20 protein-coding genes are annotated in these 20517 nt (G+C 61.5%); 10 read left to right on the top strand and 10 right to left on the bottom strand.

Annotated elements, in window-relative coordinates:
• Window positions 1–8: 8 nt before the first annotated feature.
• The 3 genes from GR197_RS26435 to GR197_RS26425 are packed head-to-tail and all read right to left on the bottom strand — an operon-like array spanning window position 9 to window position 3625.
• Complete coding sequence (locus tag GR197_RS26435) at window positions 9–1115, bottom strand: NAD(P)-dependent alcohol dehydrogenase (RefSeq protein ID WP_164014970.1); 1107 nt, start codon at window positions 1113–1115, stop codon at window positions 9–11.
• Window positions 1116–1171: 56 nt separating this feature from the next.
• Window positions 1172–1996 (bottom strand): p-hydroxycinnamoyl CoA hydratase/lyase, encoded by an 825-nt coding sequence (locus GR197_RS26430; protein ID WP_164014968.1) that lies wholly within the window; start codon window positions 1994–1996, stop codon window positions 1172–1174.
• A 45-nt stretch (window positions 1997–2041) separates the two neighbouring features.
• Entirely contained in the window at window positions 2042–3625 is a 1584-nt protein-coding gene (locus GR197_RS26425) for an AMP-binding protein (protein WP_164014966.1), read from the bottom strand.
• Window positions 3626–3833: 208 nt separating this feature from the next.
• Here GR197_RS26425 and GR197_RS26420 point away from each other — a divergent pair, with 208 nt between their 5' ends.
• Both GR197_RS26420 and GR197_RS26415 read left to right on the top strand, forming a co-directional pair.
• Window positions 3834–4319 carry a MarR family winged helix-turn-helix transcriptional regulator gene (locus GR197_RS26420; RefSeq protein WP_164014964.1) on the top strand — a complete coding sequence of 162 codons (486 nt, stop codon included), beginning with the start codon at window positions 3834–3836 and terminating at the stop codon, window positions 4317–4319.
• Between the two features lie 122 nt (window positions 4320–4441).
• A complete protein-coding gene (locus tag GR197_RS26415; protein WP_164014962.1) occupies window positions 4442–5848 on the top strand; it encodes an adenylate/guanylate cyclase domain-containing protein in 1407 nt (468 codons plus the stop codon).
• A gap of 61 nt (window positions 5849–5909) precedes the next feature.
• Here the strand turns inward: GR197_RS26415 and GR197_RS26410 are convergent, their stop codons facing one another.
• The 3 genes from GR197_RS26410 to GR197_RS26400 all read right to left on the bottom strand — a co-directional run bounded on the left by GR197_RS26410 (window position 5910) and on the right by GR197_RS26400 (window position 7566).
• Complete coding sequence (locus GR197_RS26410) at window positions 5910–6413, bottom strand: SRPBCC family protein (RefSeq protein WP_164014960.1); 504 nt, start codon at window positions 6411–6413, stop codon at window positions 5910–5912.
• Window positions 6406–6753 (bottom strand): ArsR/SmtB family transcription factor, encoded by a 348-nt coding sequence (locus GR197_RS26405; RefSeq protein ID WP_164014958.1) that lies wholly within the window; start codon window positions 6751–6753, stop codon window positions 6406–6408. Before GR197_RS26405 ends, GR197_RS26410 begins: the two co-directional genes overlap by 8 nt.
• 303 nt (window positions 6754–7056) lie before the next feature.
• Window positions 7057–7566, bottom strand: coding sequence for a nucleoside kinase (locus GR197_RS26400; RefSeq protein WP_164014956.1), 510 nt, complete (start codon window positions 7564–7566; stop codon window positions 7057–7059).
• Between the two features lie 367 nt (window positions 7567–7933).
• Here GR197_RS26400 and GR197_RS26395 point away from each other — a divergent pair, with 367 nt between their 5' ends.
• On the top strand, window positions 7934–8374 hold the full coding sequence (locus tag GR197_RS26395; protein WP_164014954.1) for a hypothetical protein: 441 nt from the start codon (window positions 7934–7936) through the stop codon (window positions 8372–8374).
• A 308-nt stretch (window positions 8375–8682) separates the two neighbouring features.
• Here GR197_RS26395 and GR197_RS26385 read toward each other — a convergent pair whose 3' ends face one another.
• Window positions 8683–9501: an alpha/beta fold hydrolase gene (locus GR197_RS26385; RefSeq protein ID WP_164014952.1), complete on the bottom strand. Its 819-nt coding sequence runs from the start codon at window positions 9499–9501 to the stop codon at window positions 8683–8685.
• A 178-nt stretch (window positions 9502–9679) separates the two neighbouring features.
• Between GR197_RS26385 and GR197_RS26380 the strand changes: the two genes are divergently transcribed.
• On the top strand, window positions 9680–10603 hold the full coding sequence (locus tag GR197_RS26380) for a LysR family transcriptional regulator (protein WP_164014950.1): 924 nt from the start codon (window positions 9680–9682) through the stop codon (window positions 10601–10603).
• A 169-nt stretch (window positions 10604–10772) separates the two neighbouring features.
• Here GR197_RS26380 and GR197_RS26375 read toward each other — a convergent pair whose 3' ends face one another.
• The 3 genes from GR197_RS26375 to GR197_RS26365 form a co-directional block, all read right to left on the bottom strand.
• Entirely contained in the window at window positions 10773–11882 is a 1110-nt protein-coding gene (locus GR197_RS26375; protein ID WP_246724698.1) for a sulfite oxidase, read from the bottom strand.
• A gap of 208 nt (window positions 11883–12090) precedes the next feature.
• Entirely contained in the window at window positions 12091–12762 is a 672-nt protein-coding gene (locus GR197_RS26370) for a DUF938 domain-containing protein (RefSeq protein WP_164014946.1), read from the bottom strand.
• Between the two features lie 350 nt (window positions 12763–13112).
• Window positions 13113–14009, bottom strand: coding sequence for a helix-turn-helix transcriptional regulator (locus tag GR197_RS26365; RefSeq protein ID WP_164014944.1), 897 nt, complete (start codon window positions 14007–14009; stop codon window positions 13113–13115).
• Window positions 14010–14208: 199 nt separating this feature from the next.
• On the opposite strand from GR197_RS26365, the gene GR197_RS26360 reads away from it, so the two are divergent.
• From GR197_RS26360 to GR197_RS26335, 6 genes are all read left to right on the top strand, one after another.
• Window positions 14209–15675, top strand: coding sequence for an aldehyde dehydrogenase (locus GR197_RS26360; protein WP_164015014.1), 1467 nt, complete (start codon window positions 14209–14211; stop codon window positions 15673–15675).
• Window positions 15676–15746: 71 nt separating this feature from the next.
• A complete protein-coding gene (locus GR197_RS26355; protein WP_164014942.1) occupies window positions 15747–17066 on the top strand; it encodes an ABC transporter substrate-binding protein in 1320 nt (439 codons plus the stop codon).
• Between the two features lie 6 nt (window positions 17067–17072).
• Complete coding sequence (locus tag GR197_RS26350) at window positions 17073–17825, top strand: ABC transporter ATP-binding protein (protein WP_164014940.1); 753 nt, start codon at window positions 17073–17075, stop codon at window positions 17823–17825.
• Window positions 17822–18550: an ABC transporter ATP-binding protein gene (locus GR197_RS26345; protein ID WP_164014938.1), complete on the top strand. Its 729-nt coding sequence runs from the start codon at window positions 17822–17824 to the stop codon at window positions 18548–18550. Before GR197_RS26350 ends, GR197_RS26345 begins: the two co-directional genes overlap by 4 nt.
• Window positions 18547–19461: a branched-chain amino acid ABC transporter permease gene (locus tag GR197_RS26340; protein WP_164014936.1), complete on the top strand. Its 915-nt coding sequence runs from the start codon at window positions 18547–18549 to the stop codon at window positions 19459–19461. The genes GR197_RS26345 and GR197_RS26340 overlap by 4 nt, the downstream gene beginning before the upstream one ends.
• Window positions 19458–20483 (top strand): branched-chain amino acid ABC transporter permease, encoded by a 1026-nt coding sequence (locus tag GR197_RS26335; RefSeq protein ID WP_164014934.1) that lies wholly within the window; start codon window positions 19458–19460, stop codon window positions 20481–20483. Before GR197_RS26340 ends, GR197_RS26335 begins: the two co-directional genes overlap by 4 nt.
• The last annotated feature ends 34 nt before the right edge of the window (window positions 20484–20517 follow it).

The following is a 20517-nucleotide window of genomic DNA, read 5'->3' as shown; positions in this document are numbered from 1 at the left end:
GAACGGTGTCAGGCGGCCGGCTGGCGCACGACCGGTTTCAGCACGATGCCCTTTTCGGCATCCTCCACCGCCCGGTTGATGTCGGCGAAATCATAGAAGGTGACGAGCCTGTCGAAGGGGAAGCGGCCCTGTCTGTGAAGATCAATCAGCAGCGGGATCAGCACGTCGGGATTGGAGTCGCCCTCGACGATGCCGCGCACCCGGCGCCCGCCGGAGAGGATATGAGTGAGATCGAGCGTCAGCGTTGCGCCATGGGGCGAAGCGCCGACAATGCCGCAGGTGCCACGCGGCGCCAGCACCCGCACGCACTGGTCGATGACGGCGGGCACGCCGGAGGCATCGATCGCATAATCGACGCCCGCACCCGTCAGCGCCATGATCGCGGCGACGGCGTCGCTTGCTTTGCCATTGACGATATCGGTCGCGCCGAGTTCAGCGGCAAGCGCCAGCCGCGTCTCGATGACGTCGACGGCGATGATCCTGGAAGCGCCGACAATCCGCGCCGCCATGACGGCGGCGAGGCCGACCGACCCCATGCCGAACACAGCAAGCGCTTTTCCCGGTTCGACTTTCAGCGCGTTCATCACCGCACCGGCGCCGGTCTGGATGCCGCAGGCAAGCGGCCCAAGCAGCGCCAAATCGGCATCTTCAGGCACTTTGACGATATTGCGCTCATGGCAGAGCGCGTGGCTGGCAAAGGAGGATTGCCCGAAAATATTACCGTTCACCCGCTCCCCTCTGTAGGAGAGCCCGCTCGAACCATCGGCGCGCGAACCGAAGAAATTGCGCGGGAAAAATTCGTGGCAATAGGTCTCTTCGTGATCGTTGCAGCTCGGGCAATGACCGCAGGAATTGAAGGTCATGACCACGTGATCGCCCGGCTTCACCTTGGCAACGCCTGGCCCGACACGCTCGACAATCCCAGCACCTTCATGGCCGAGTACCACCGGCTGCGGCACCGGCAGGTGCTGGTCGCGCATGACAATATCGGTGTGGCAAACCCCGGTTGCCACCACGCGAACCAGGATCTCTCCCTCGCGCGGCTCCTCCAGATCGAGGCTTTCCAGCGAAAACGGCATATGCGGCGCACGCGCCACCGCGGCATGGATTTTCATTCTACCCTCCTCCCTATGATTTGCCTGCGAATGGCCCGGCCATGCCGGGCCTGACCTCAGCGGCCGCGCTTGTAGGCGCCGAGCCCCGGCTGATAGGTCTTGTCGTCGAGGAACTGCTTCAGCCCCTCGTCGCGCCCTTTGGTCTTGTCGAGAAACAGCATCTGCTCCAGCTTGGCGTAGATGTAATCGTCGGCCAGATCCCAGGGCAGGTTGCGCACGCGCTTATACGTGTCCTTGGCGGCCTTCAGCGTCACCGGGTTCTTTTCGAGCAGGCTGGCGCAGATCTTGCGAACCCGGGTTTCAAGCTCGGCCAGCGGCACGGCCTCGTTGACCAGCCCCATTTCGGCGGCCTTGCGCCCGCCGAACAATTCGCCGGTCATGATAAAGTAGAGCGCGTCGCGATGGCGCATCACTTCGGCGACGGCGCGGGTGACGTTGCCGCCCGGCAGGATGCCCCAATTGATCTCGGAAAGGCCGAAATTCGCTTCCTCGGCGGCGATGGCGAGATCGCAGGAAACCAGCGGCGTGAAAGCGCCGCCGAAGCACCAGCCATTGACCATGGCGATCGTCGGCTTTTCGAAATACATCAGCCGGCCCCACCAGCCGCCGGATTGGCGCCGCGCCTTCAGCGTGGCATCGCGCGGCTTGTCGTCATTGTCGCGGAAATATTCCTTCAGATCCATGCCGGCAGACCAGGACTCGCCGGCGCCGCGCAACACGAGAACGCCGCAGCGCTCGTCGCCCTCGAGTTCATCGAGCACCTCCATCATCCGGGCGTTCAAAGCCGGATTCATCGCATTGCGCTTTTCAGGGCGGTTGAGGGTCACGAAAGCGATGCCGTTATCGAATTCGACCAGAACCGGCGATTGATTTTCAGTCATGGGTCTACTCCATTGGTTTCGGCATTGAATGCCGGGGCCGCTTCATCAGGCCTGTCGTTGAAGGGTTTCGTCGGAATGCAACCGGCGCAGGACATGTTTCTGCACCTTGCCGGAGGCGGTGCGGGGAATACTCTCGATGAAGAGGATGCGGGCCGGACGCTTGAAGGCGGCGAGCCTTGCCGCGCAATGGCCGGCAATCTCCTCGCCGGTTGCCGCGGCACCCGGCCGCTGCACGACATAGGCGACGCCGCATTCGCCCCACCTGGTATCGGGAATACCGACGACCGCGACGTCGAGAATATCGGGGTGGCTTGCGAGCGCTGCTTCGACCTCGGCGGGATAAACATTTTCGCCGCCGCTGATATACATGTCCTTCAGCCGGTCGACGATCCGATAGAAGCCGTTGGCTTCGCGGCGGCCGAGATCGCCGGTGCGGTACCAGCCCTCGGTGAAGGCGGCAGCGGTCTCCTCGGGCTTGTTCCAATAGCCCGGCGCCACCGCCGGCCCGCGCAGCCATAATTCGCCGATCTCGCCTTCCCCGACATCGCTGCCCTCTTCGCCGACGATGCGGATGTCGAGAAGCGGTGCAGGAAGACCGACGCTGCCGGGATTGTCCTGGACGGCACGCCGGTCGATCGGCACGTGCAACACCGTGCCCGCCTCGCTCATGCCGTAACCGTTGACCAGCGCAACACCATCGCCGAGATAGCTTTCGATCAGCGCCTGCGTCAGCGGCGCGCCACCAACGAAGAGCGCGTGCAGGCCGGAAAGAGCCGCAGCGCTATAGGCGGGATCGCCGCGCAGGGCGAGCGCTATCTGCGGCACGGCAAAATAATGGGTGATGGCGCGTTGCCGATCGGCAAGGGCTGCAAGCGTGCGCGCCGGCGTGAACCGGTCGGAGACGACAAGCGTACCGCCCAGCATCAATGTCGTGCGCGCCACGGCGATCAGGCCGATCGTGTGGAAGAACGGCAGGTCGCAAAGAGCGACCGATCCGGGCCCGATCTCGCCAACGAAGGAAAAATTGACGGCAGCAAAGAAGGCGTTGCTGCGGGTGATGATGACGCCCTTCGGCTGGCCCGTCGTGCCCGACGTATAGAGCAGGACGCAAGGTTGATCCGCATCGACGGGCACGGGCTCCCCCGGGAGGTTCGCCTCGATCCGCGCGGCAAACCCGCCGGGGCCATCGGCCGTCGCGATCACCGCCATTTCGGGATCGGCGTCCGCAAGGCTTGCCACGACTGCAGAAAACTCTTCGTCGTGGACCAGGAGGGCCGGCGTGCAATCGGCAAGGATCGGCCGAAGCTCGGCGGCATTGAGGCGCCAGTTGAGCGGCACGTAGATGGCGCCGGCGCGCTGGCAGGCGAAGGCAAGCACGAGCGAATCCATCGAATTGCGCGCCAGCATGGCGACCCGCGCCCCGTCCCACTGCGCTCCCAGCATAGCGCGCAGAAAACCGGCACAGCGGGCGATCCGCACATCGAGTTCTGTATAGGTCAGCTGCCGGCCGGTGGCGACCTCGAACAGAGCTCTCCGGTCTGGCGCGACGCGAGCTCGGTAGAGGATCGGATCATCTTTCACCAATCCGCAATCCGCCGACGAAGCCATCCCGGAAAAGGAACGCACCATTTTCTCCTCCCATGCCCGCCGCTCCTCCGCCGCAGGCAATTTGTATGCAACACATACTAATATCTTTTCCCGGCGAGATGCAAGAGGCTGTTTTCGACAAATCGCTGCGTCCGAAGAGGCACCGGAAATATCCCGACCATAGCAACAGGGATATTGACTAACCCGCTGATTTTGACGGTTATGGCGCCTGAACGAAGCGAGACGAACGATGGCCATAAAACCACCGCTGGACGAAATCGAAGCCGAAGAGGCCTCCGTTATACCGCCGCTCGACGTCGGCAGGCTCGGCGATCTCCTGGGCTTTCACCTGCGCATGGCGCATGTGGCGATCTATCGCGATTTCGCCGAAACCATGGAGGAGCTTGGGCTGACTCAGAAGCAGCTCGCGGTGATGGAACTCGTCGCCGGCAATCCGGGGGCTTCGCAGATCGACCTTGCCAATACGCTCGGCACCGACCGTGCGACGATGATGGCCCTCGTCAACCGGCTGGCAGCCCGCGACTTCATCGAGCGCCATCCTTCCGCGGCCGACCGCCGGCGCCAGGAACTGCATCTGACCAAAGCCGGACAGGCAATGCTTACGCGGGCGCGTAAACTGATCGATACGCATGAACGGCGTTTCATCGACCTGTTTTCGCGCGACGAAATGGAGGCGCTGCTGGCGGCGCTGAAGCGGATCTATAACGGGCACTGACCTCGCATCCGCTTCGGAGGCACGCGGCATCCAAGCCTGTAGATTTCTATTGGTAAAGTCCCGTGTTATGATCCCGGTCCAGGCGTCGTCCGCCGTGGGTTCTGCACACGGAGACTTGTCTCATGAGTGAAATGGACGTGCTTTTTGCCACCCTGCGGCAGGCGGCTGACCCGAAGACGGTCGAGTGCATCGAAAACGTCGTCACGCACGGCTCCGATGGCGATCTCAACCGCATCAATGCGCTCGCCTTCGCCAAGACGCATCATCTCGATGAAGAGAAAACGATCGCAGCGTTTCTGCATGCAGCCCGCATAGGCGCGTTCGAGATGACCTGGAATGTCCTTTGCCCGGGATGCGGCGGTGTTCTCGACAGCGGCGCAACTCTCAAAGGGGTCGTCCATGAGACGTATCATTGTGCGCTCTGCGCCGCCGGATACGAACCCACCCTCGACGAGATGGTCGAGGTAACGTTCACAGTCAGTCCGCGCGTTCGCAGGATCGCTGCCCACGACCCCGATCGGCTGCCGCCGCTTGAATACTACCGCCAAATCTTCTTCAGCTCCGGCGTCGACTTGCCGGAGGATCTGGAAGCGCGGTTCGCGCGCATCATGTTGGAGATGATCGAGCTGGCTCCGGGCGAGAAAGCTTTCGTCTCACTGCAACTGCCGGCGCAATTCGTCATCATCTTCGATGCGGTCACACACTCGGCACAGTTCATCGACGTGAAGGGCGAGCCTACCGACGAACGTCAAAACCTCTCAATGGTCATCAGTCGGGGGCATGCGCTGAACGAAACGGTCACGCTGCGTCCCGGCTTGCTGCGGCTGACCCTCGAAAACCACACCGATAGCAGGGTCGTACCAAACGTTTGCATCGCAGGAGATGACCTGCACGATCTGCTGGGTAGCAGGCGGGCTTTTCTGACAGCCAAACGCCTGCTGACCAACCAGAGTTTCCGCGACATCTATCGGACCGACACGCTCGACGTCGACCAGCGCCTCAAAATCACCAGCCTGACCTTCCTCTTCACCGACCTGAGAGGCTCGACCGCGCTTTACGAGCGCGTCGGGGATCTTGCCGCTTTCGATCTGGTGCGGGCGCATTTCAGGGTTCTGCACGAGATCGTCGCAACAGAGGCCGGCGCGGTCGTCAAAACCATCGGCGATGCCGTGATGGCGACCTTTCCGAGCCCGGACCGCGCCGTGGCGGCCGCACTTCGGATGCGGGAGGCGATGCTTCGTCTGAATGCCGAACACGGCAGCGACGATCTCCTGCTGAAGATCGGCATCCATGAAGGACCATGCCTCGCAGTCAACCTGAACGACCGGCAGGACTATTTCGGCCAGACCGTCAATATCGCCTCCCGCGTCCAGGGCCTTGCCGATCCCAATGTGATCATGACGACGGAGGCGATCGTCTGGGATATCAAGGTTTCGGAAATCCTGCGTGACAGCGGCATCAGCTCCGCCTCGCGGATGGCGGAACTTCAGGGCATCGGGCGGGAAGTTAGAATTTTCGCGCTATCGTAAGGTCGGTCTGCTCTTCGACGTCAAGAGAGACGTTCCCCTGAGGCGAGTTTCCCGACCCGCGCTACTCGCCTGGGCTGGAAAGCAATTCGTCGAGCTGCTCCAACTGCTCCGGAAATGCGGCAGCCGAGCCCTGCAGTGCTTCCTCAAGCGCCTCCTTGGACGGATAGACTTCGCGGAAAATCAGGAGCGTCTTCCCGCCTTGGTCCTCGAAGGTCACGGTCGTGATCGCGCCCTCTTCGCCCTCGTCGTTGGTCCAGACGATGCGCTCATTCGGCACAACCTCGAGATACTTGCCATAGAAAGCCATGGTGTCCGAACCGCCGGCGCCGAATTCCAGCCGATATTTGCCGCCGGTACGGACGTCCATATCGCACGATACGAGCGAAATGCCGGACACCGATTTTGGTACCCACCAGCGCTGGAACAGCTCGGGCTGGCTCCACGCCTTGTAAACCGTGCTCGGCGGCGCATCGAATATCCGCGTTACCAAGAGTTCGCGATCCCCTCTGCGCTCGACTGACGTGCGGTTCTGTGCACCGGCTGCACTGTTAACTTGCTCAGTCATCGCTTCCCTCCTGTTTCATTTCGCTGATGATCTCGTCCAATGCTTCGAAGCGGGCCTCGAAGAGCTTGCGATGCGCCTCGATCCACGCGGCCTCCGCCTCGAGGCCACGTTTCCCAAGCTTGCAGGTCCTCACCCGTCCGACCTTCTGCGTGACGACGAGCCCCGCCCGCTCAAGAACCTGGACGTGCTTCTTAATGCCGGTCAGCGTCATCTGGAACTTCTCCGCGAGACTGGTGATCGACGCGTCCCCTCGCCCAAGCTGATCAACGATCCCGCGGCGGGTCGCATCGGACAGCGCCGCAAACGAGAGATCGAGGGGAGAACTTAAATACTGAACCATCCAGTTCAGTGGATAACCTGCTCGCGCAGGAAGCGCAAGCGTCTCTCATATTCCATGCCGTAGACCGGTCATCCGAGGTCATGCACTGCGGCGGCGGCAAAAATCGTCTGGCGCAGGCCGACAACTGCAGAAGTGCTTCGGCAGCTTCGCGCCCTCAAGACGGCCGTCAGGACGCCCGGTTTGTCATTCTTAGAACGGCCGGTCGGCTATGAAACCGACAACGCCGCCAGTGAACCGTAAGGCAGCCAGCGTCTTTCTCGCACTAATCAGTTGCTTCCTTCCCGATCACAAGCCTGCCGGGCTTCAGGTGAGTTGAGCGAGGATATCGTCGACGACACTTGGGACGCTATTCGCCGTGTCGATATTATTGCCGGCAGGAAGATACTCCCGGCTACGATGGTAGCTTAGGACAAGGGCCCGCTCGGCCGGCTCGAAGCCCGGCTCATTCGGCCGCCCATCCAGCCGTCGGTTCAACGTCTCAACGTCGATGTCGAGCACGAACACCTTATCGAACAGGTCCAGGAATTTGTGGAAATTGCGCGAACCGCCACAAAAGAACGTCGCAGGATGGGTGGTGTCGGCAGCCATCGTTCGGACCTTGTCGACAGGCCAGATCCAGTGAGAGTATCCCCAAGCGATGCGGTCCGTCCCTTCGGGTGGTCCTGCGAGCGACTGGCCTGTCTCGGGGTCGCCGACATAGGCCAAAACGCGGTCACCATGGACGACATGGTAGCCCCGCCGCTCCAGTTCGGTAGCGACAGACGTCTTCCCAGTACCCGAGCCGCCTTCGATTAGATAGTTCTTGATGCCCATGGGCCCATTTATCACGGCCTTCAATACGGTAAGAAGACATCTGCTGTGACCGCGCTGTACGTGGCGTCGCAACGAGCCCCCGAGCACATCTTAGCACCGCCGTCAAAGGTTGTGGGTTGTGAAATGTTTACAGCTTTGCGCATCCCTCGCTTTCGTGCTCTAGATGAGTCAGCCGAGCGTGGCCACCGGCCCTGCCACCGAGGCTATGTTTACCACCAGCCTCGTTTCGTGGCGGCCTTCTCCCAGCCGGGTTCTGGCCGCGTGCTTGGAACCAATGGCGGGCGAGACTGTTTCAGACTGTGACTTTGGAGTAACGCAGACGTGCCCTCCTGGCCGGGTAAGCCTCGATTTTGAGGAGACTCGCATCATGAAGAATTCGTCCAGATTTCGTTCAGTCGCCGCTGCTGTTATCGCTGCAGCAGGAGTGAGCTTTGCCGGCTCCGCGTATGCCGACGGCGGTACGATCAGCTTCTCAGTCTACAAGGCTGCCTTCTTTGTGGGCGGCTCTGGAGGCGAGGGCACGCTGACCTTCCATGGTCACCGCTATCCCGTCTCTGTCGGCGGCATCTCTGGCGGCCTCGCCTTCGGGGCTTCCAAGACCTATTTTCATGGTACCGTTCGCCATATTCGCCGCGCCCGAGATGTGACAGGGGTCTACGGTGCGGCGGGCGGTGGCGGCGCGCTCGGCAAAGGGGCCCAGATGATCGTCATGACCAATGAGAAGGGCGCTCAACTCGAACTCTCAGGCAAGCAGGTAGGACTGCAAGTCAACGCTGATCTCAGCGGTATTGCCATCACGGTAAAGTAAAGTTGGCGTCAAGAAGCCGCTGAAGCAGCGCCAGATTTGGGCGATCCGCCTCTTCCTAGACCGCGAAGGGCGGATGAGAGATCGTGCGCTGTTACGCCGGGCCATTTCGGCCGGTGGAGTGATCGGCCGGAACGAAAAATTTAAGCGCGACAAGTTGCATCTTTCACTACGCACCAAGCAAATTGCCACTGTCGGAAGCACCCTCCGGGAACGCTCCACGTACCAGCACCAACAGGTGTCACCCGGCACTGCCGGGTGACAGATCGTCCGGCCGACGTTGGATGAAGGCCGCGGTCCGGTCGATGTCGTCAAGACCTGATGAACGAGAGCAGGTCGGGGTTAAGGACATCTGCATGTGTGGTCAGCATGCCATGGGGGTAGCCCGGATAGGTCTTCAGCGACCCGTTTTTGAGCAGGTCGACCGCACGCGGAACGGAACTTGCAAAGGGGACGACTTGATCGGCCTCGCCATGCATCACCAGCACCGGCACGGTGATCTTCTTGAGGTCTTCGGTATAGTCTTCCAGCCAAGAGTCGACAGTCGCGTAGTGAGCCAGGGCACCACCGGCCATGCCCTGGCGCCACCAGTTCGCAATGATCGCCTCCGAAGGCTCGGCCCCGTCGAGGTTGTAACCGTAGAACGGGTTCTCAGGGACGAACCGAAAGAACTGCGACCGGTTGCCCAGCACGCCCGCGCGGATCGCTTCGAACCACTCCGGCTGCTGACCGGACGGGTTTTCCTCGCTCCGGTACATGTTCGGCGTCAGGGAAGCGACCAGTACCGCCTTCGCGACGCGCTCCGGGTGGCGGGCGACATAGCGAGCCACTTCACCGCCACCTGTGGAGTGGCCGATGTGGATCGCGTCGCGCAGGTTGAGGTGCTCGGTCAAGGCCGCGAGGTCGGCAACCCAGTGGTCCATGTCGTTGCCGGTGCCGGGCTGGTCGGACCGGCCGTGGCCGCGCCGGTCGTGGGCGATCACCCGGTAGCCGTGGCCAAGGAAGAAGGTCATCTGGGCGTCCCAGTCGTCCGCCGACAGCGGCCAGCCGTGGCTGAAAACGATCGGCTGGCCTGAGCCCCAGTCCTTGTAGAAGATGTTTACGCCGTCCGTGGTAGTAATTGTAGGCATCGTGTCGCTCCATCTGCCCTGTTAAACATTCGTTTTTCGATACAGTTGATTGCGAAATACCTCCGGTGAGACGTGTTCGATCATATCTCAAAACTGCGACGTTGACTAAATCCCCTCTTTATCGAAGACAAATACCTTGTACGTTCGAGCTATGCCTTGAATGTATAGCGAGGACCCGATGGAACTCAGGCATTTGCGCTATTTTGTTGCTGTTGCGGAGGAGGGAAGCTTACTGACCGCAGCCGAGCGGCGGCTACACACTTCCCAGCCCTCACTCAGCAGGCAAATTCGCTATCTGGAAACCGAAATCGGTGTAAAACTGCTGGAACGGCAGCCGCGCGGCGTGACGCTCACCGCCGCCGGCAAAGTGTTTCTTGATCACGCGCGGCTGGCGTTATTGCAAGTCGAGGCGGCTGCGGAAGGGGCCCGGCGGGCGGAACGGCTGCAAAAGCAGTCGTTCACTATCGGTTTTCTCGCAGGACAAGAGGTCGTGTGGCTACCCCATGCATTGCGCATTATTCGTGAGGAAGCGCCGGAGGTTGAAATCATACTGTCCAGTCAGTCTTCCCCGGACCTTGCTCTGGCGCTGATGCGAGGCAAGCTGGACGTCGCTTTCCTTCGCCCCGAGACGCAGAGTGTTGGTGTGTCCTTCAAGTTTTTAGCCAAGGAGCCACTGATCGCCGTACTGCCGGCGGACCATCGCTTGACGTCGCGCAAAAAGATCCGGCCGCAGGACCTTGCCCGCGAAACTTACGTCAGTTCGGCTAGAATTTCTCCCGTACTGCAATCCGTGATCCAAGATTACGCGTCGGAAGTTGGGATCACACTCAAGGCAGAGTACGAAGGTGACGGCCTGCCATCAGCGATGTCGCTCGTCGTGTCCACAGGTGGAATAACGCTTATTCCGCTTTATGCGCAAAATATGCTGACGCCAAATGTCGTTGCTAGAGCACTTGAGGGTGTGCCTCCGACAATTGATCTCACCTTAGGATACAACGATTCAAATTCCTCACCTTTGCTCCGCCGATTTTTGTCTCGTTCTGATGAATTAGTCGCCAACGTACAAAATCAGAGCATCATCCGCTATGCTGAAGTTCCATAGTAGAGATCAAGCTCATGCGATTTCTGCTTGTTGGCGTGCTCCCGAATTTTGTCGCGCCTTCATAATGGTCATCGAGCCACCCGTCGCTGTTGCTGCAAAGCGGACATGACGCAGTGACAACGCGGGTCGCAGTTGCGCCAAAAGCCGCCATTCCGCCCCATGCGGGTGATTAGATCACGAATTCCTCCTCGTACGTCTGCGGCTCCGGAACGACCGTAACCTCCACCGGAACGATCCAATTGGCCGCGTAGCTCTCACAGTCGGAACGCGGGAGGTCGGGCTGCACGCACCCCGCCACATCGATCGCGCGACATCGCAGTGTATATCGCCCCACTTTTTCAGGGGTCCACATGTACTCCCACAAGCGCCATGCAAAGGGACGTTCTGTTTCGAGGAGCCTTCCCTCGCGCCAGCCCCTGCCATCTCCGGTGCAGACCTGCACCTGCCGGACAGCAGCCTCTCCGCTCCAGGCGGCTCCGAAAATCCGATACGGTTGGCCGGCGATGAGACGTGCCCCCTGCACGGGACGCGCGATCTGCGCTTTGACCTCCATCTCCGAAAGGGGGACCAGCCTGGGTTCCCCGAGGCTGCGCTCCCAACGGAAATAGTCGCGCGCCTGCCAGTAGCCAAGGAACGGCTGCTCCACAACCGTGATATGCGTGATCCACTTGACCCAAGCCATGCCGAACCAGCCACCCACGACCGCGCGTAGCGGGTAGCCGTGATCGCGCGTCAACGGCTCCTCGTTCATCGAATAGGCGAGGATCGTGCTGTCAGCGATGGCCTTCTCAAGCGGTAAACTGCGCGCAAAAGCGATGGGGCCGGGAGAAGCCGTTTTCTTGTTCGTGTCGACAACGCCGCTGTCTGCGCCTACGAGCAGAACCTCACATGCGGTTCGCTTAACGCCCGCCATTTCCAAAATCTCGCGCAGAAGAACACCTGTCCATGCGGCATTGCCAACGGCTCCATTCTGCCACTGCAACCCCTCCTTCGGCGGCACATAGTAGACGCGGCCGTTCCCTGCGCACTCGACGACGGCGGTGAAAGTCGTGCTCCGCATCGCCTTGATGCTGTCGAGGTCAAGTTCGATCGGCCGCTCCACCGCCCCGTCAACGCGCAATCTCCAGTCTCGCGCATCGAGGTCCGGCGACGGGAAATGGTTTCGCACGAAGAACAGCTCGGTTGGGATCAGCCGATCGGAGAGCGACGCAAACGGAAACTCTATGTTTGGTGGGGATTTCTGTCGAACTATTAGACTGTGTTGCTCTGGTGTCGGCATCGTCCTCATCTCCCCTTCCAAGAGCAAAACGTTGGCACTCAGTCACGCGAAGTCCGTTCGATCACACCGCCCCTCGCAGTGCGTCTGTCGCGTTCCGCCTTCGGCCCCATTCTAGCACATACCGCACGGTCCTCGGATCGACCTCGAACGGCAGCAAAGGGCCAGAATGCTGCTATAGGTTCACGTCTCTTTCGCGCCCGCTTGTCGTTCAGGCACTACTGCTGGAGAAGACCAGCAACATATTGTTGGTAGGCATCTCGATCGTCTCGCGGAGTTTAAGTCCAGCGGCCTCACCCACTTGTTCAAGATCAGCGATATCACGCACACCCCAGGATGGGTTGCGCTCCTTTAGAGCCGCGTCGAAAGCAGCGTTCGAGGGAGAGTTGTGTGCCCCGTCGCGCTTGAATGGGCCGTAGAGAAGAAGAAACCCACCAGCATGAAGCAAACGGCCAGCTCCTGCGAACAATCCTAAGCTTGCCCCCCATGGCGCGATATGGATCATATTGATCGACACGATGGCGTCAAAATGCCCCGTTTGTTCGACGCTCCATTGTCCTGAGCACACATCAATATCCCGCGGTGCCAGCACATTCTTCAGCCCTGCGAATTTGATCCAGCTAGCGGTGCTGGTGCGGGCGTCGGCATCCGGATCGCTCGGCTGCCAGGTGAGGTTGGGCATTGCTCCCGCAAAACACACGACGTGTTCGCCGGTCCCGCATCCAATCTCCAGCACGGTGCCACGTGTGGGAAGGACACGTTTTAGGACCGCGAGGATCGGCGCCGAATTTCGCGCAACGGAAGGTGAGAACATGCGCTGGTCGGCGCTTATGTCGCGCTGTTCCAGCGCAACAGGCGAACGGTCCTTCTTCTCTGGGGGCATTGGCCTTGAATCCCCTTTGGGCGATGTCTCCCACCTTATAGCTGAAATGATGGGACTGAAACCAAGGATTTCGGACTTACGAAGGGGGTCGTCGGCGGGTGCGTTCGGCCGAGGGCGACCGAACGTCCACTTCGCGTCAGATCACGCGCCCGCTCGGCTCAAGGTCTGCTTTCTAAAATCGGAGCCCGGAAGCCGACCGACGGCTTTCGGCCTCAAAACGGTCGTTCACCCGATCTGTTGTAACGGTTACTATTGGCGCATTGCAGTCCTTCATCTGTTGGGGCTTCCATATCAATGTGATCTGCGATCCAAGACCGGCAAATTCCAGCTTTGACCAACGAGCCTCGAGCCTAAGGCCAATCGGCATAACCCGAAGACAGCATGCTGTTTTCCGAGCCGGCGGAAGCGCGGGCGATGTCGCGGTAGCCGGCGGGGGAAAGGCCGGTCTTGCGTTTGAAGAAATGGCTGAAATAGGTCGGGTCGCGAAAGCCGAGGCTGTCGGAGATTTCCTGGATATTTCGGGCCGAACGTTCCAGTCTGAGTTTTGCCTCATGCACCACGCGCTCGTGTAAAAGCTGGATCGGCGAACGGCCGAGCCCCCTTTGGCAGATCGAATGAAGCCGGTCGGCGGTGACGCCCAACTCCGCGGCATAGTCGCTGATCGGCCGGTGCTGGCGGAAGCCGGCCTCGACCAGTTGCCGATATCTTTGCAGGATCGATCCGGTTTCGCCCTGCCCGCGCGGCTCGCTTCTCTCGCCATCCCCGCGCCACAGCGCCATCAGGATCAACCTGATATAGGCAGACGCCACCATCCAGGAGGAGCGCGAGGGATCACTGAGTTCCCGGACGAAGCCCAAAATCAGCGGACTGATTTCGACTATCAGCAGGGGATCCAATGCCTCGACCAGCCTGCGCTGCTCGGTGAAGATTCGCAGCGAATAGGATTCGACCTTGTCGCCGATCGCATCGACCATAATCTGCGGCGAGGTTCCGACGAGATGGGCCGCGGTTCCGGCAGAAATCGACAGATCGCAGCGAGCCTGAGGCGGCAGGAAGGCAAGCAACGGTCCGTGCAACGGCCGATCTTCGCCGCTGTCGAAGTGAAGCTCGGCCCGCCCCTCCCCGAGCAGAAGGAAATGGTGGAAATCGGCATAGAGCCCCTTCTGAAGACGGATGCGCCGATGCGACAGCGACGGCGCATGCCACTCGCCCCTGGCATAGTGATGAATGCCCCCGTCCGTCGCCAAAGCCTCTCCTCCGCTTCCATCAAACATTGCAACAATCGCCGGATAATTACAATATTAACCCAATAAATCGCATTCCATCCGCAGATGATCGGCGTAACTTGTCGTCATCAGCCTTTGGGAGGAGGCATTCCGACAGACGCGGCAACGCTTAAACAGCTTTCGGGCTGCAGCGTCCGCTCGTCTTCTCCCCATGGCAACAATGCGGGGTGAAACGGTGTTTTTGGCAAAGCTGATGATCAACAACGAGGCGCTGGAGGCTTCCGAAGGGACCATCTTCGAACGCATCGATCCGTTGACCGGGGATGTCGCAACCATCGCTTCGGCAGGATCCGTCGCCGACATGACGCGGGCAGCCAATGCGGCCGCTGCCGCCTTTCCCGATTGGTCACAGACCGGCCCCGGCGAACGGCGCAGGCTGCTGAATGCCGCGGCCGACCTGCTGGAGGCCCGCGCGCCGGAGCTTATTGCCGCCATGACCGGCGAAACCGGCGCCACCGCACAATGGGCAGCGATCAATTGCGGGCTCGGCGCCGAAATTCTTCGCGAGGCGGCGGCGATGACCACGCAAATATCGGGCGAACTCATTCCGTCGGGCATTCCCGGCAACCTCGCGATGGCGGTGCGCCAGCCGGCCGGCGTCTGCGTCGGCATCGCCCCCTGGAATGCGCCGATCATTCTCGGCACCCGCGCCGTCGCCATGCCGCTTGCCTGCGGCAACACCGTTGTCCTGAAAGCCTCCGAGCTTTGCCCGAAGACCCATGGCCTGATCGGCGACATCATGCGAGATGCCGGTTTCCCGCGCGGCGTCGTTAATGTCGTCTCTAACGCGCCGAGCGATGCCGCTGCGGTCGTCGCCGCCCTGATCGCCCATCCGGCCGTGCGCCGCATCAACTTCACCGGCTCCACCCGTGTCGGCAGGATCATCGCCGAAGCCTCGGCAAGGCATTTGAAGCGCTGCCTGCTCGAACTCGGCGGCAAGGCGCCGTTCATCGTGCTTGCCGACGCCGATATCGACGAAGCCGTCAGCGCCGCCGCCTTCGGCGCCTTCATGAACCAGGGCCAGATCTGCATGTCGACGGAGCGGATCATCCTGATGGACGAGATCGCCGACCACTTCGTCGGCAAGTTCGGGAGGAAAGCCGCGACCCTCGTCGCAGGCCACCCAGCGGACGGCAACACGCCGCTCGGGACGCTGATCAACGCGGAGGCTGTGCGCCGCGTCAGGTCGCTGATCGACGACGCGCTGCAGAAGGGTGCCGTCCTCGTCTGCGGCGGTCAGGCCCACGGGACGCTGATGGACGCGACCGTCATCGATCACGTGACGCCGGCCATGCGCATCTACAGCGAAGAGAGTTTTGGACCGGTCGCGGCGATCGTCCGGGTCGGCAGCGTTGACGAGGCCGTGACGGTCGCGAATGACAATGAATATGGCCTTTCGGCCGCCGTTTTCAGCGCCGACGTCAATGCCGCGCTTGCCGTCGCCATGCGGCTCGAATCCGGCATCTGCCACATCAATGAGGCCACAGTTTCCGACGAACCACAGATGCCGTTCGGCGGCGTCAAATCAAGCGGCTACGGGCGCTTCGGCGGCAAGGCCGCGATCGACGAATTCACCGAGCTGAGATGGATCACCATGGCATCGGGAAAACGACACTACCCGATCTGATCACCAGATCGGCCGGGATGAACAATGGGAGCAGGCTCAAGAGGTCTGCATCAAGAGGGAGGAATGATTTCATGAACGGCATTTTCCGCAGCGGAAAATTTAACGCGGCATCGCTCACTCGCCGCTCTTTCATCGCATCGGCCGCAGCCGGGGGAACAGCACTGGCGCTCTCCGGTCGCACGGCCTTCGCTCAAAGCGGCGATACGCTGAAGGTCGGCTTCATCAGCCCGCGCACCGGCCCGCTCGGCGGCTTCGGCGAGACGGACGGTTACGTGCTCGACCTCGCGCGCAAGGCGCTGGCGAACGGCCTGCAGGCTGGCGGCAAGACCTGGAAGGTGGAGATCCTCGACCAGGACACCCAGTCCGATCCCTCACGCGCCGGTCAATTGGCGAAGGACCTGATCAACAACCAGGCGATCGACCTGATGCTCGCCGTCTCGACGCCCGAAACCATCAACCCGGTGGCCGACGCCTGTGAAGCGGCCGGCGTTCCCTGCCTGTCGACGGTAATGCCCTGGGAGGCCTGGTATTTCGGCCGCGGCGCCAAGCCGGGCGCGCCTTCGCCGTTCAAGTGGACCTATCATTTCGGCTTTGGCGTCGAAGAGTTCCACAAGGCCTATGTTTCGCAATGGAACCTGATCGAGACCAACAAGAAGGTCGGCGTCATGTATCCCAACGACGCCGACGGCAATGCGATCCGCACCCATCTGGCGCCCGCACTTGCCAAGGCGGGCTTCACCATCGTCGATCCCGGCGCCTATGAAACCGGAACCACCGATTTTACAGCTCAGATCGCCCTTTTCCGGCAGGAGGGCGTCGAGATCTTCAATTCGTTCCCGATACCGCCAGATTTCGCCGCCTTCTGGCGTCAGGCCGCGCAACAGGGTCTGACCCAGCAGATCAAGATCTGCCAGGTCGCCAAGACAGGCCTGTTTCCTTCCGACATCGAGGCGCTCGGCGACCTCGGGATGAACATCGGCAGCGCCGCCTACTGGCATAAGGCCTTCCCCTACAAATCCACGCTGACCGGTGTGTCCGGAACCGAGCTCGCCGATGGTTACGAAACCGCAAGCGGCAAACAGTGGACGCAGCAGCTCGGCGCCAGCCTTGCACTTATCGATGCCGGCTTCGATGCGCTGAAGGCCAGCACCGACGTCAAGAGTAAAGAAGCAGTGGCCAAAGCGATCAGCACGCTGAAGACCACGACGATCGCCGGCAAGGTCGACTTCACCAGCGGCCCGGTCGCCAACGTCTCTCCCGGGCCGATCATCGGCACGCAATGGGTGAAGGCGGCCGAGGGCTCGAAATTCGCGCTCGACTATGTCGTCACCGAAAACGCCACCGACCCCAACGTTCCGGTCGGCGCCAAGCTGATCGCTTATAACGGATAACGGATAGTGCAGCAGCTAGCTCAAAATCGGCCGGGGGGAGCCTTTCTCTCGGCCAAGGGAATCCACAAGCAGTTCGGCGCGCTCGTCGTCCTGGAAAACCTGGATTTTTCCATGGGCGATGGCGATGCGGTCGGCATCGTCGGGCCGAATGGTGCGGGCAAGACGACGCTGCTCAGCGTGCTTGCCGGCGCCTTCCCGCCAAGTGCGGGAACCATCACCTTCGACGGCGCCGATGTCACCAGCCGGACGGCGGCGGAGCGCTGCCGCTCCGGGCTCGTCCGGACCCATCAGGTTCCCAAACCCTTCAGCGGCATGACGACCTTCGAAAACGTCTTCGTCGCCGCATCGCACGGCAATGCCGCAAGCCGCGACGAGGCCTATCAGCGGGTGGTGGATTCGCTGACGCTCTGCGGCATGCTCGACGTCGCCAACCGCCCGGCCGACACGCTCGGCCTTCTCGATCGCAAACGCCTGGAGCTTGCCCGTGCGCTGGCCACGCAGCCGAGGCTGCTGCTGCTCGACGAGATCGGCGGAGGACTGACCGATGGCGAGGCGAGCGAGCTGGTGGAAACGATCCTCGAATTGCGCCGCCGCGGCATCGGCATCGTCTGGATCGAACATATCGTCCATATCCTCCTGCAGGTGGCGGAAAGGCTGATCTGCATGGACGCCGGCAGGATCATCGCCGACGGTGAGCCGAAAATGGTCATGAGCAATGCGGAGGTGGTCAAGGCCTATCTCGGAGGGACACCTGCATGAGCCTCCTCTCCATCCGCGACCTCGACGTCCGCCACGGCTTGCTTCAGGCGGTGCGCGGCGTCAGTTTCGATATCGCCAAGGGCGAGGTACTGGCACTGGTCGGCGCCAATGGCGCCGGCAAGACGACGCTGCTCAGATCAATCGCCGGCGCCCATCTTCCATTCTCCGGCCAAGTTCTTCTCAACGATAAAGATCTGACCGCCGTCCCCTCCCACAAACGGATCGCCAAGGGCATCGCCCTGGTGCCGGAGGGCCGGCGCCTTTTCTCGCAGATGACAGTGGAAGAGAACCTGCTTCTCGGAAAGAGCTGCGGTCGCAAGGGCGAGTGGAGCGTCGACCGCGTCCTCGACGCCTTCCCGAACCTCAAACCCCGCCGCCACGCCAAGACCGGGCATCTCTCGGGCGGCGAACAGCAGGCGACCGCCATCGGCCGGGCGCTGATGAGCAATCCCGATATTCTTCTGCTGGACGAAGTCTCGCTCGGACTTTCGCCCCTGGTCGTCGATCGCGTCTACGCCCAGCTGCAGGCATTGCTAACGTCGGGAACGACCATCGTGCTCGTGGAGCAGGATCTTGCCCGCGCCATGAGCGTGGCAAGCCGTGTCATCTGCATGCTGGAAGGACGCATCGTCCTCGACAGGCCGGCTGCCTCAGTCACCCGCGAGCACGTCACCCAGGCCTATTTCGGATTGCACCGGGCCGCCGGCGAAAGGAGTGCATCATGATCAACACCCTGATCCAAGGCATCTTGCTCGGCGGCTATTACGCCGTCATCGCCTGCGGCCTGTCCTTCATGTTCTCCGTCATGCGGATCATCAATCTCGCCCATGGCAGCCTGGCGATCGCGGCCGCCTATGGGCTGTGGCTGCTCGCCGCCAAAGCCGGCATTCCACCTTTCGCCGGCCTGCTGATCGTGCTGCCCGTCATGGCTGTCCTCGGCTGGCTGCTGCAGCGCTTCATCCTCGAACGCAGTGCTCGCGGCGGCACGCTGCTGCCGATCCTGACGACCTTCGGCCTGTCGATCGTCATCGACAATCTGCTGTTCGAGCAGTTCGGCGCCGACACACGATCGCTCGCGCCCTTCATCGGCAACCTTTCCTATGCATCCTGGCAGCTGCCGGGCCATATCTTCGTCGGCAAGCTTGCGGTGATGATGATGGTGACGGCAGTCTTCATTCTCGGGGGACTGCAGTTCTTCCTCGGCCGGTTTGCGCTCGGCCGCGCCATCCGCGCCACGGCGGAAGATCCCGACACGGCTGGATTGGTCGGCATCGATGCACGCAGGGTCAATGCCGTCGCCACCGCAATCACCATGGTCACCATCGGGATTGCCGGGGCCTTTCTCGGGATGCGGGCAACTTTCAGCCCCTATGCCGGCGGCCCGCAGCTTCTCTTTGCTTTCGAGACGGCAGTCATCGGCGGAGCGGGATCGCTGTGGGGCACGCTTGCCGGCGGCATCGCTCTCGGCCTTGCCCAATCGCTCGGTGCGCAATTGCATCCGCAAGGCTTCCTGATCGGCGGCCACGCCGTCTTCCTGCTGGTGCTTTTCGTCAGGCTGTCCCGCTTCGGCATGCCTCAACTCGACAAGCTTGGTGTGTTTTTCAACCTTCGCGCACGTCTCCGGAGCCCGACATGACATTCGTCTCCAACGGAATATCGATAGAGCGCTGGACAAAATCGTCGCGGGTGGCGCTTGGCTCCATGGCCGCGGTGCTTGTCCTGCTGATCTTCGCACCCGCCGTCCTCGGCGCAGGCGCGATCGACCGGATGACGGCCCTGTTCATCTATGTGATCCTTGCGGCCATGTGGAATGCGCTCGCCGGCTTCGGCGGGCTGGTTTCGGTCGGCCAACAGGTGTTCTTCGGCCTAGGCGCCTATTTCACCATTCGGCTCGCCGATGCCGGGCTCGATCCCTTCATCGCCCTCTTTGCGGCCGCGATCGTGACCGGCGTGCTGTCGATCCCGCTTTCGCTGTTCATGCTGCGGCTGAAGGGCGGCGAATTCGCAATCGGCATGTGGGTCATCGCCGAACTCGCTCACCTGCTCGTCAATCTCGACCGGCTGATCCAGGGGGAAACCGGAACCTCGCTGATCTCGCTCAACGTCTATGACAGCGGCACACGGCGGGCGACAATCTACTGGCTGGCATTGATAGCCATGACCGCCCTGCTCGGTGCGCTCTTCATGCTGATGCGCAGCCGCGCGGGCGCGGCCATGCAGGCGATCCGCGACAATGAAGAAGCGGCGACCTCGGTCGGCGTGCGCGTGATCGCCACCAAGAGGCTGCTCTTCGTGCTCGCCGCTTTCGGCATCGCGGTCGCCGGAGGCCTGTGGCTTGCGACTGCCACCACCTTCCAGCCGAAGACCTATTTCAGCGTCCAATGGACGGCCTACATGATCTTCATGGTGCTGGTCGGCGGGATCGGCAAGTTCGAAGGCGCGATCCTCGGCGCAATTCTGTTCTTTATGATCGAGACCTTCTTCGGCGGAGCCGGCGTCTGGTACCTGATCGGCCTCGGCGCCACCGCCCTGATTTTCTCCCTTTATCTGCCGCGCGGCCTTTGGGGCGAAATCGAGCGCCGCTTCGACCTGCAACTTCTGCCCGTCGGCTACCGGCTGAAATTGCCCGGTCCGAACAAGATCAAATGGAAGGAATGAGCCGGCTTGCTTCCGGACTCTCCAGCGAAAGGTG

Origin of the sequence: Rhizobium phaseoli (assembly GCF_010668805.1) — a bacterium.
Taxonomy (GTDB): Bacteria; Pseudomonadota; Alphaproteobacteria; order Rhizobiales; family Rhizobiaceae; genus Rhizobium; species Rhizobium phaseoli_A.
The sequence above is the reverse complement of the archived record's forward strand: the minus strand, read 5'-3'. Positions and strand labels throughout refer to the sequence as shown.

Coding starts and splice junctions, on each gene's coding strand:
- GR197_RS26435 (WP_164014970.1), bottom strand. CDS start 1,115: ATGAAAATCCATGCCGCGGTGGCGCGTGCGCCGCATATGCCGTTTTCG.
- GR197_RS26430 (WP_164014968.1), bottom strand. CDS start 1,996: ATGACTGAAAATCAATCGCCGGTTCTGGTCGAATTCGATAACGGCATC.
- GR197_RS26425 (WP_164014966.1), bottom strand. CDS start 3,625: ATGGTGCGTTCCTTTTCCGGGATGGCTTCGTCGGCGGATTGCGGATTG.
- GR197_RS26420 (WP_164014964.1), top strand. CDS start 3,834: ATGGCCATAAAACCACCGCTGGACGAAATCGAAGCCGAAGAGGCCTCC.
- GR197_RS26415 (WP_164014962.1), top strand. CDS start 4,442: ATGAGTGAAATGGACGTGCTTTTTGCCACCCTGCGGCAGGCGGCTGAC.
- GR197_RS26410 (WP_164014960.1), bottom strand. CDS start 6,413: ATGACTGAGCAAGTTAACAGTGCAGCCGGTGCACAGAACCGCACGTCA.
- GR197_RS26405 (WP_164014958.1), bottom strand. CDS start 6,753: ATGGTTCAGTATTTAAGTTCTCCCCTCGATCTCTCGTTTGCGGCGCTG.
- GR197_RS26400 (WP_164014956.1), bottom strand. CDS start 7,566: ATGGGCATCAAGAACTATCTAATCGAAGGCGGCTCGGGTACTGGGAAG.
- GR197_RS26395 (WP_164014954.1), top strand. CDS start 7,934: ATGAAGAATTCGTCCAGATTTCGTTCAGTCGCCGCTGCTGTTATCGCT.
- GR197_RS26385 (WP_164014952.1), bottom strand. CDS start 9,501: ATGCCTACAATTACTACCACGGACGGCGTAAACATCTTCTACAAGGAC.
- GR197_RS26380 (WP_164014950.1), top strand. CDS start 9,680: ATGGAACTCAGGCATTTGCGCTATTTTGTTGCTGTTGCGGAGGAGGGA.
- GR197_RS26375 (WP_246724698.1), bottom strand. CDS start 11,882: ATGCCGACACCAGAGCAACACAGTCTAATAGTTCGACAGAAATCCCCA.
- GR197_RS26370 (WP_164014946.1), bottom strand. CDS start 12,762: ATGCCCCCAGAGAAGAAGGACCGTTCGCCTGTTGCGCTGGAACAGCGC.
- GR197_RS26360 (WP_164015014.1), top strand. CDS start 14,209: ATGCGGGGTGAAACGGTGTTTTTGGCAAAGCTGATGATCAACAACGAG.
- GR197_RS26355 (WP_164014942.1), top strand. CDS start 15,747: ATGAACGGCATTTTCCGCAGCGGAAAATTTAACGCGGCATCGCTCACT.
- GR197_RS26345 (WP_164014938.1), top strand. CDS start 17,822: ATGAGCCTCCTCTCCATCCGCGACCTCGACGTCCGCCACGGCTTGCTT.
- GR197_RS26340 (WP_164014936.1), top strand. CDS start 18,547: ATGATCAACACCCTGATCCAAGGCATCTTGCTCGGCGGCTATTACGCC.
- GR197_RS26335 (WP_164014934.1), top strand. CDS start 19,458: ATGACATTCGTCTCCAACGGAATATCGATAGAGCGCTGGACAAAATCG.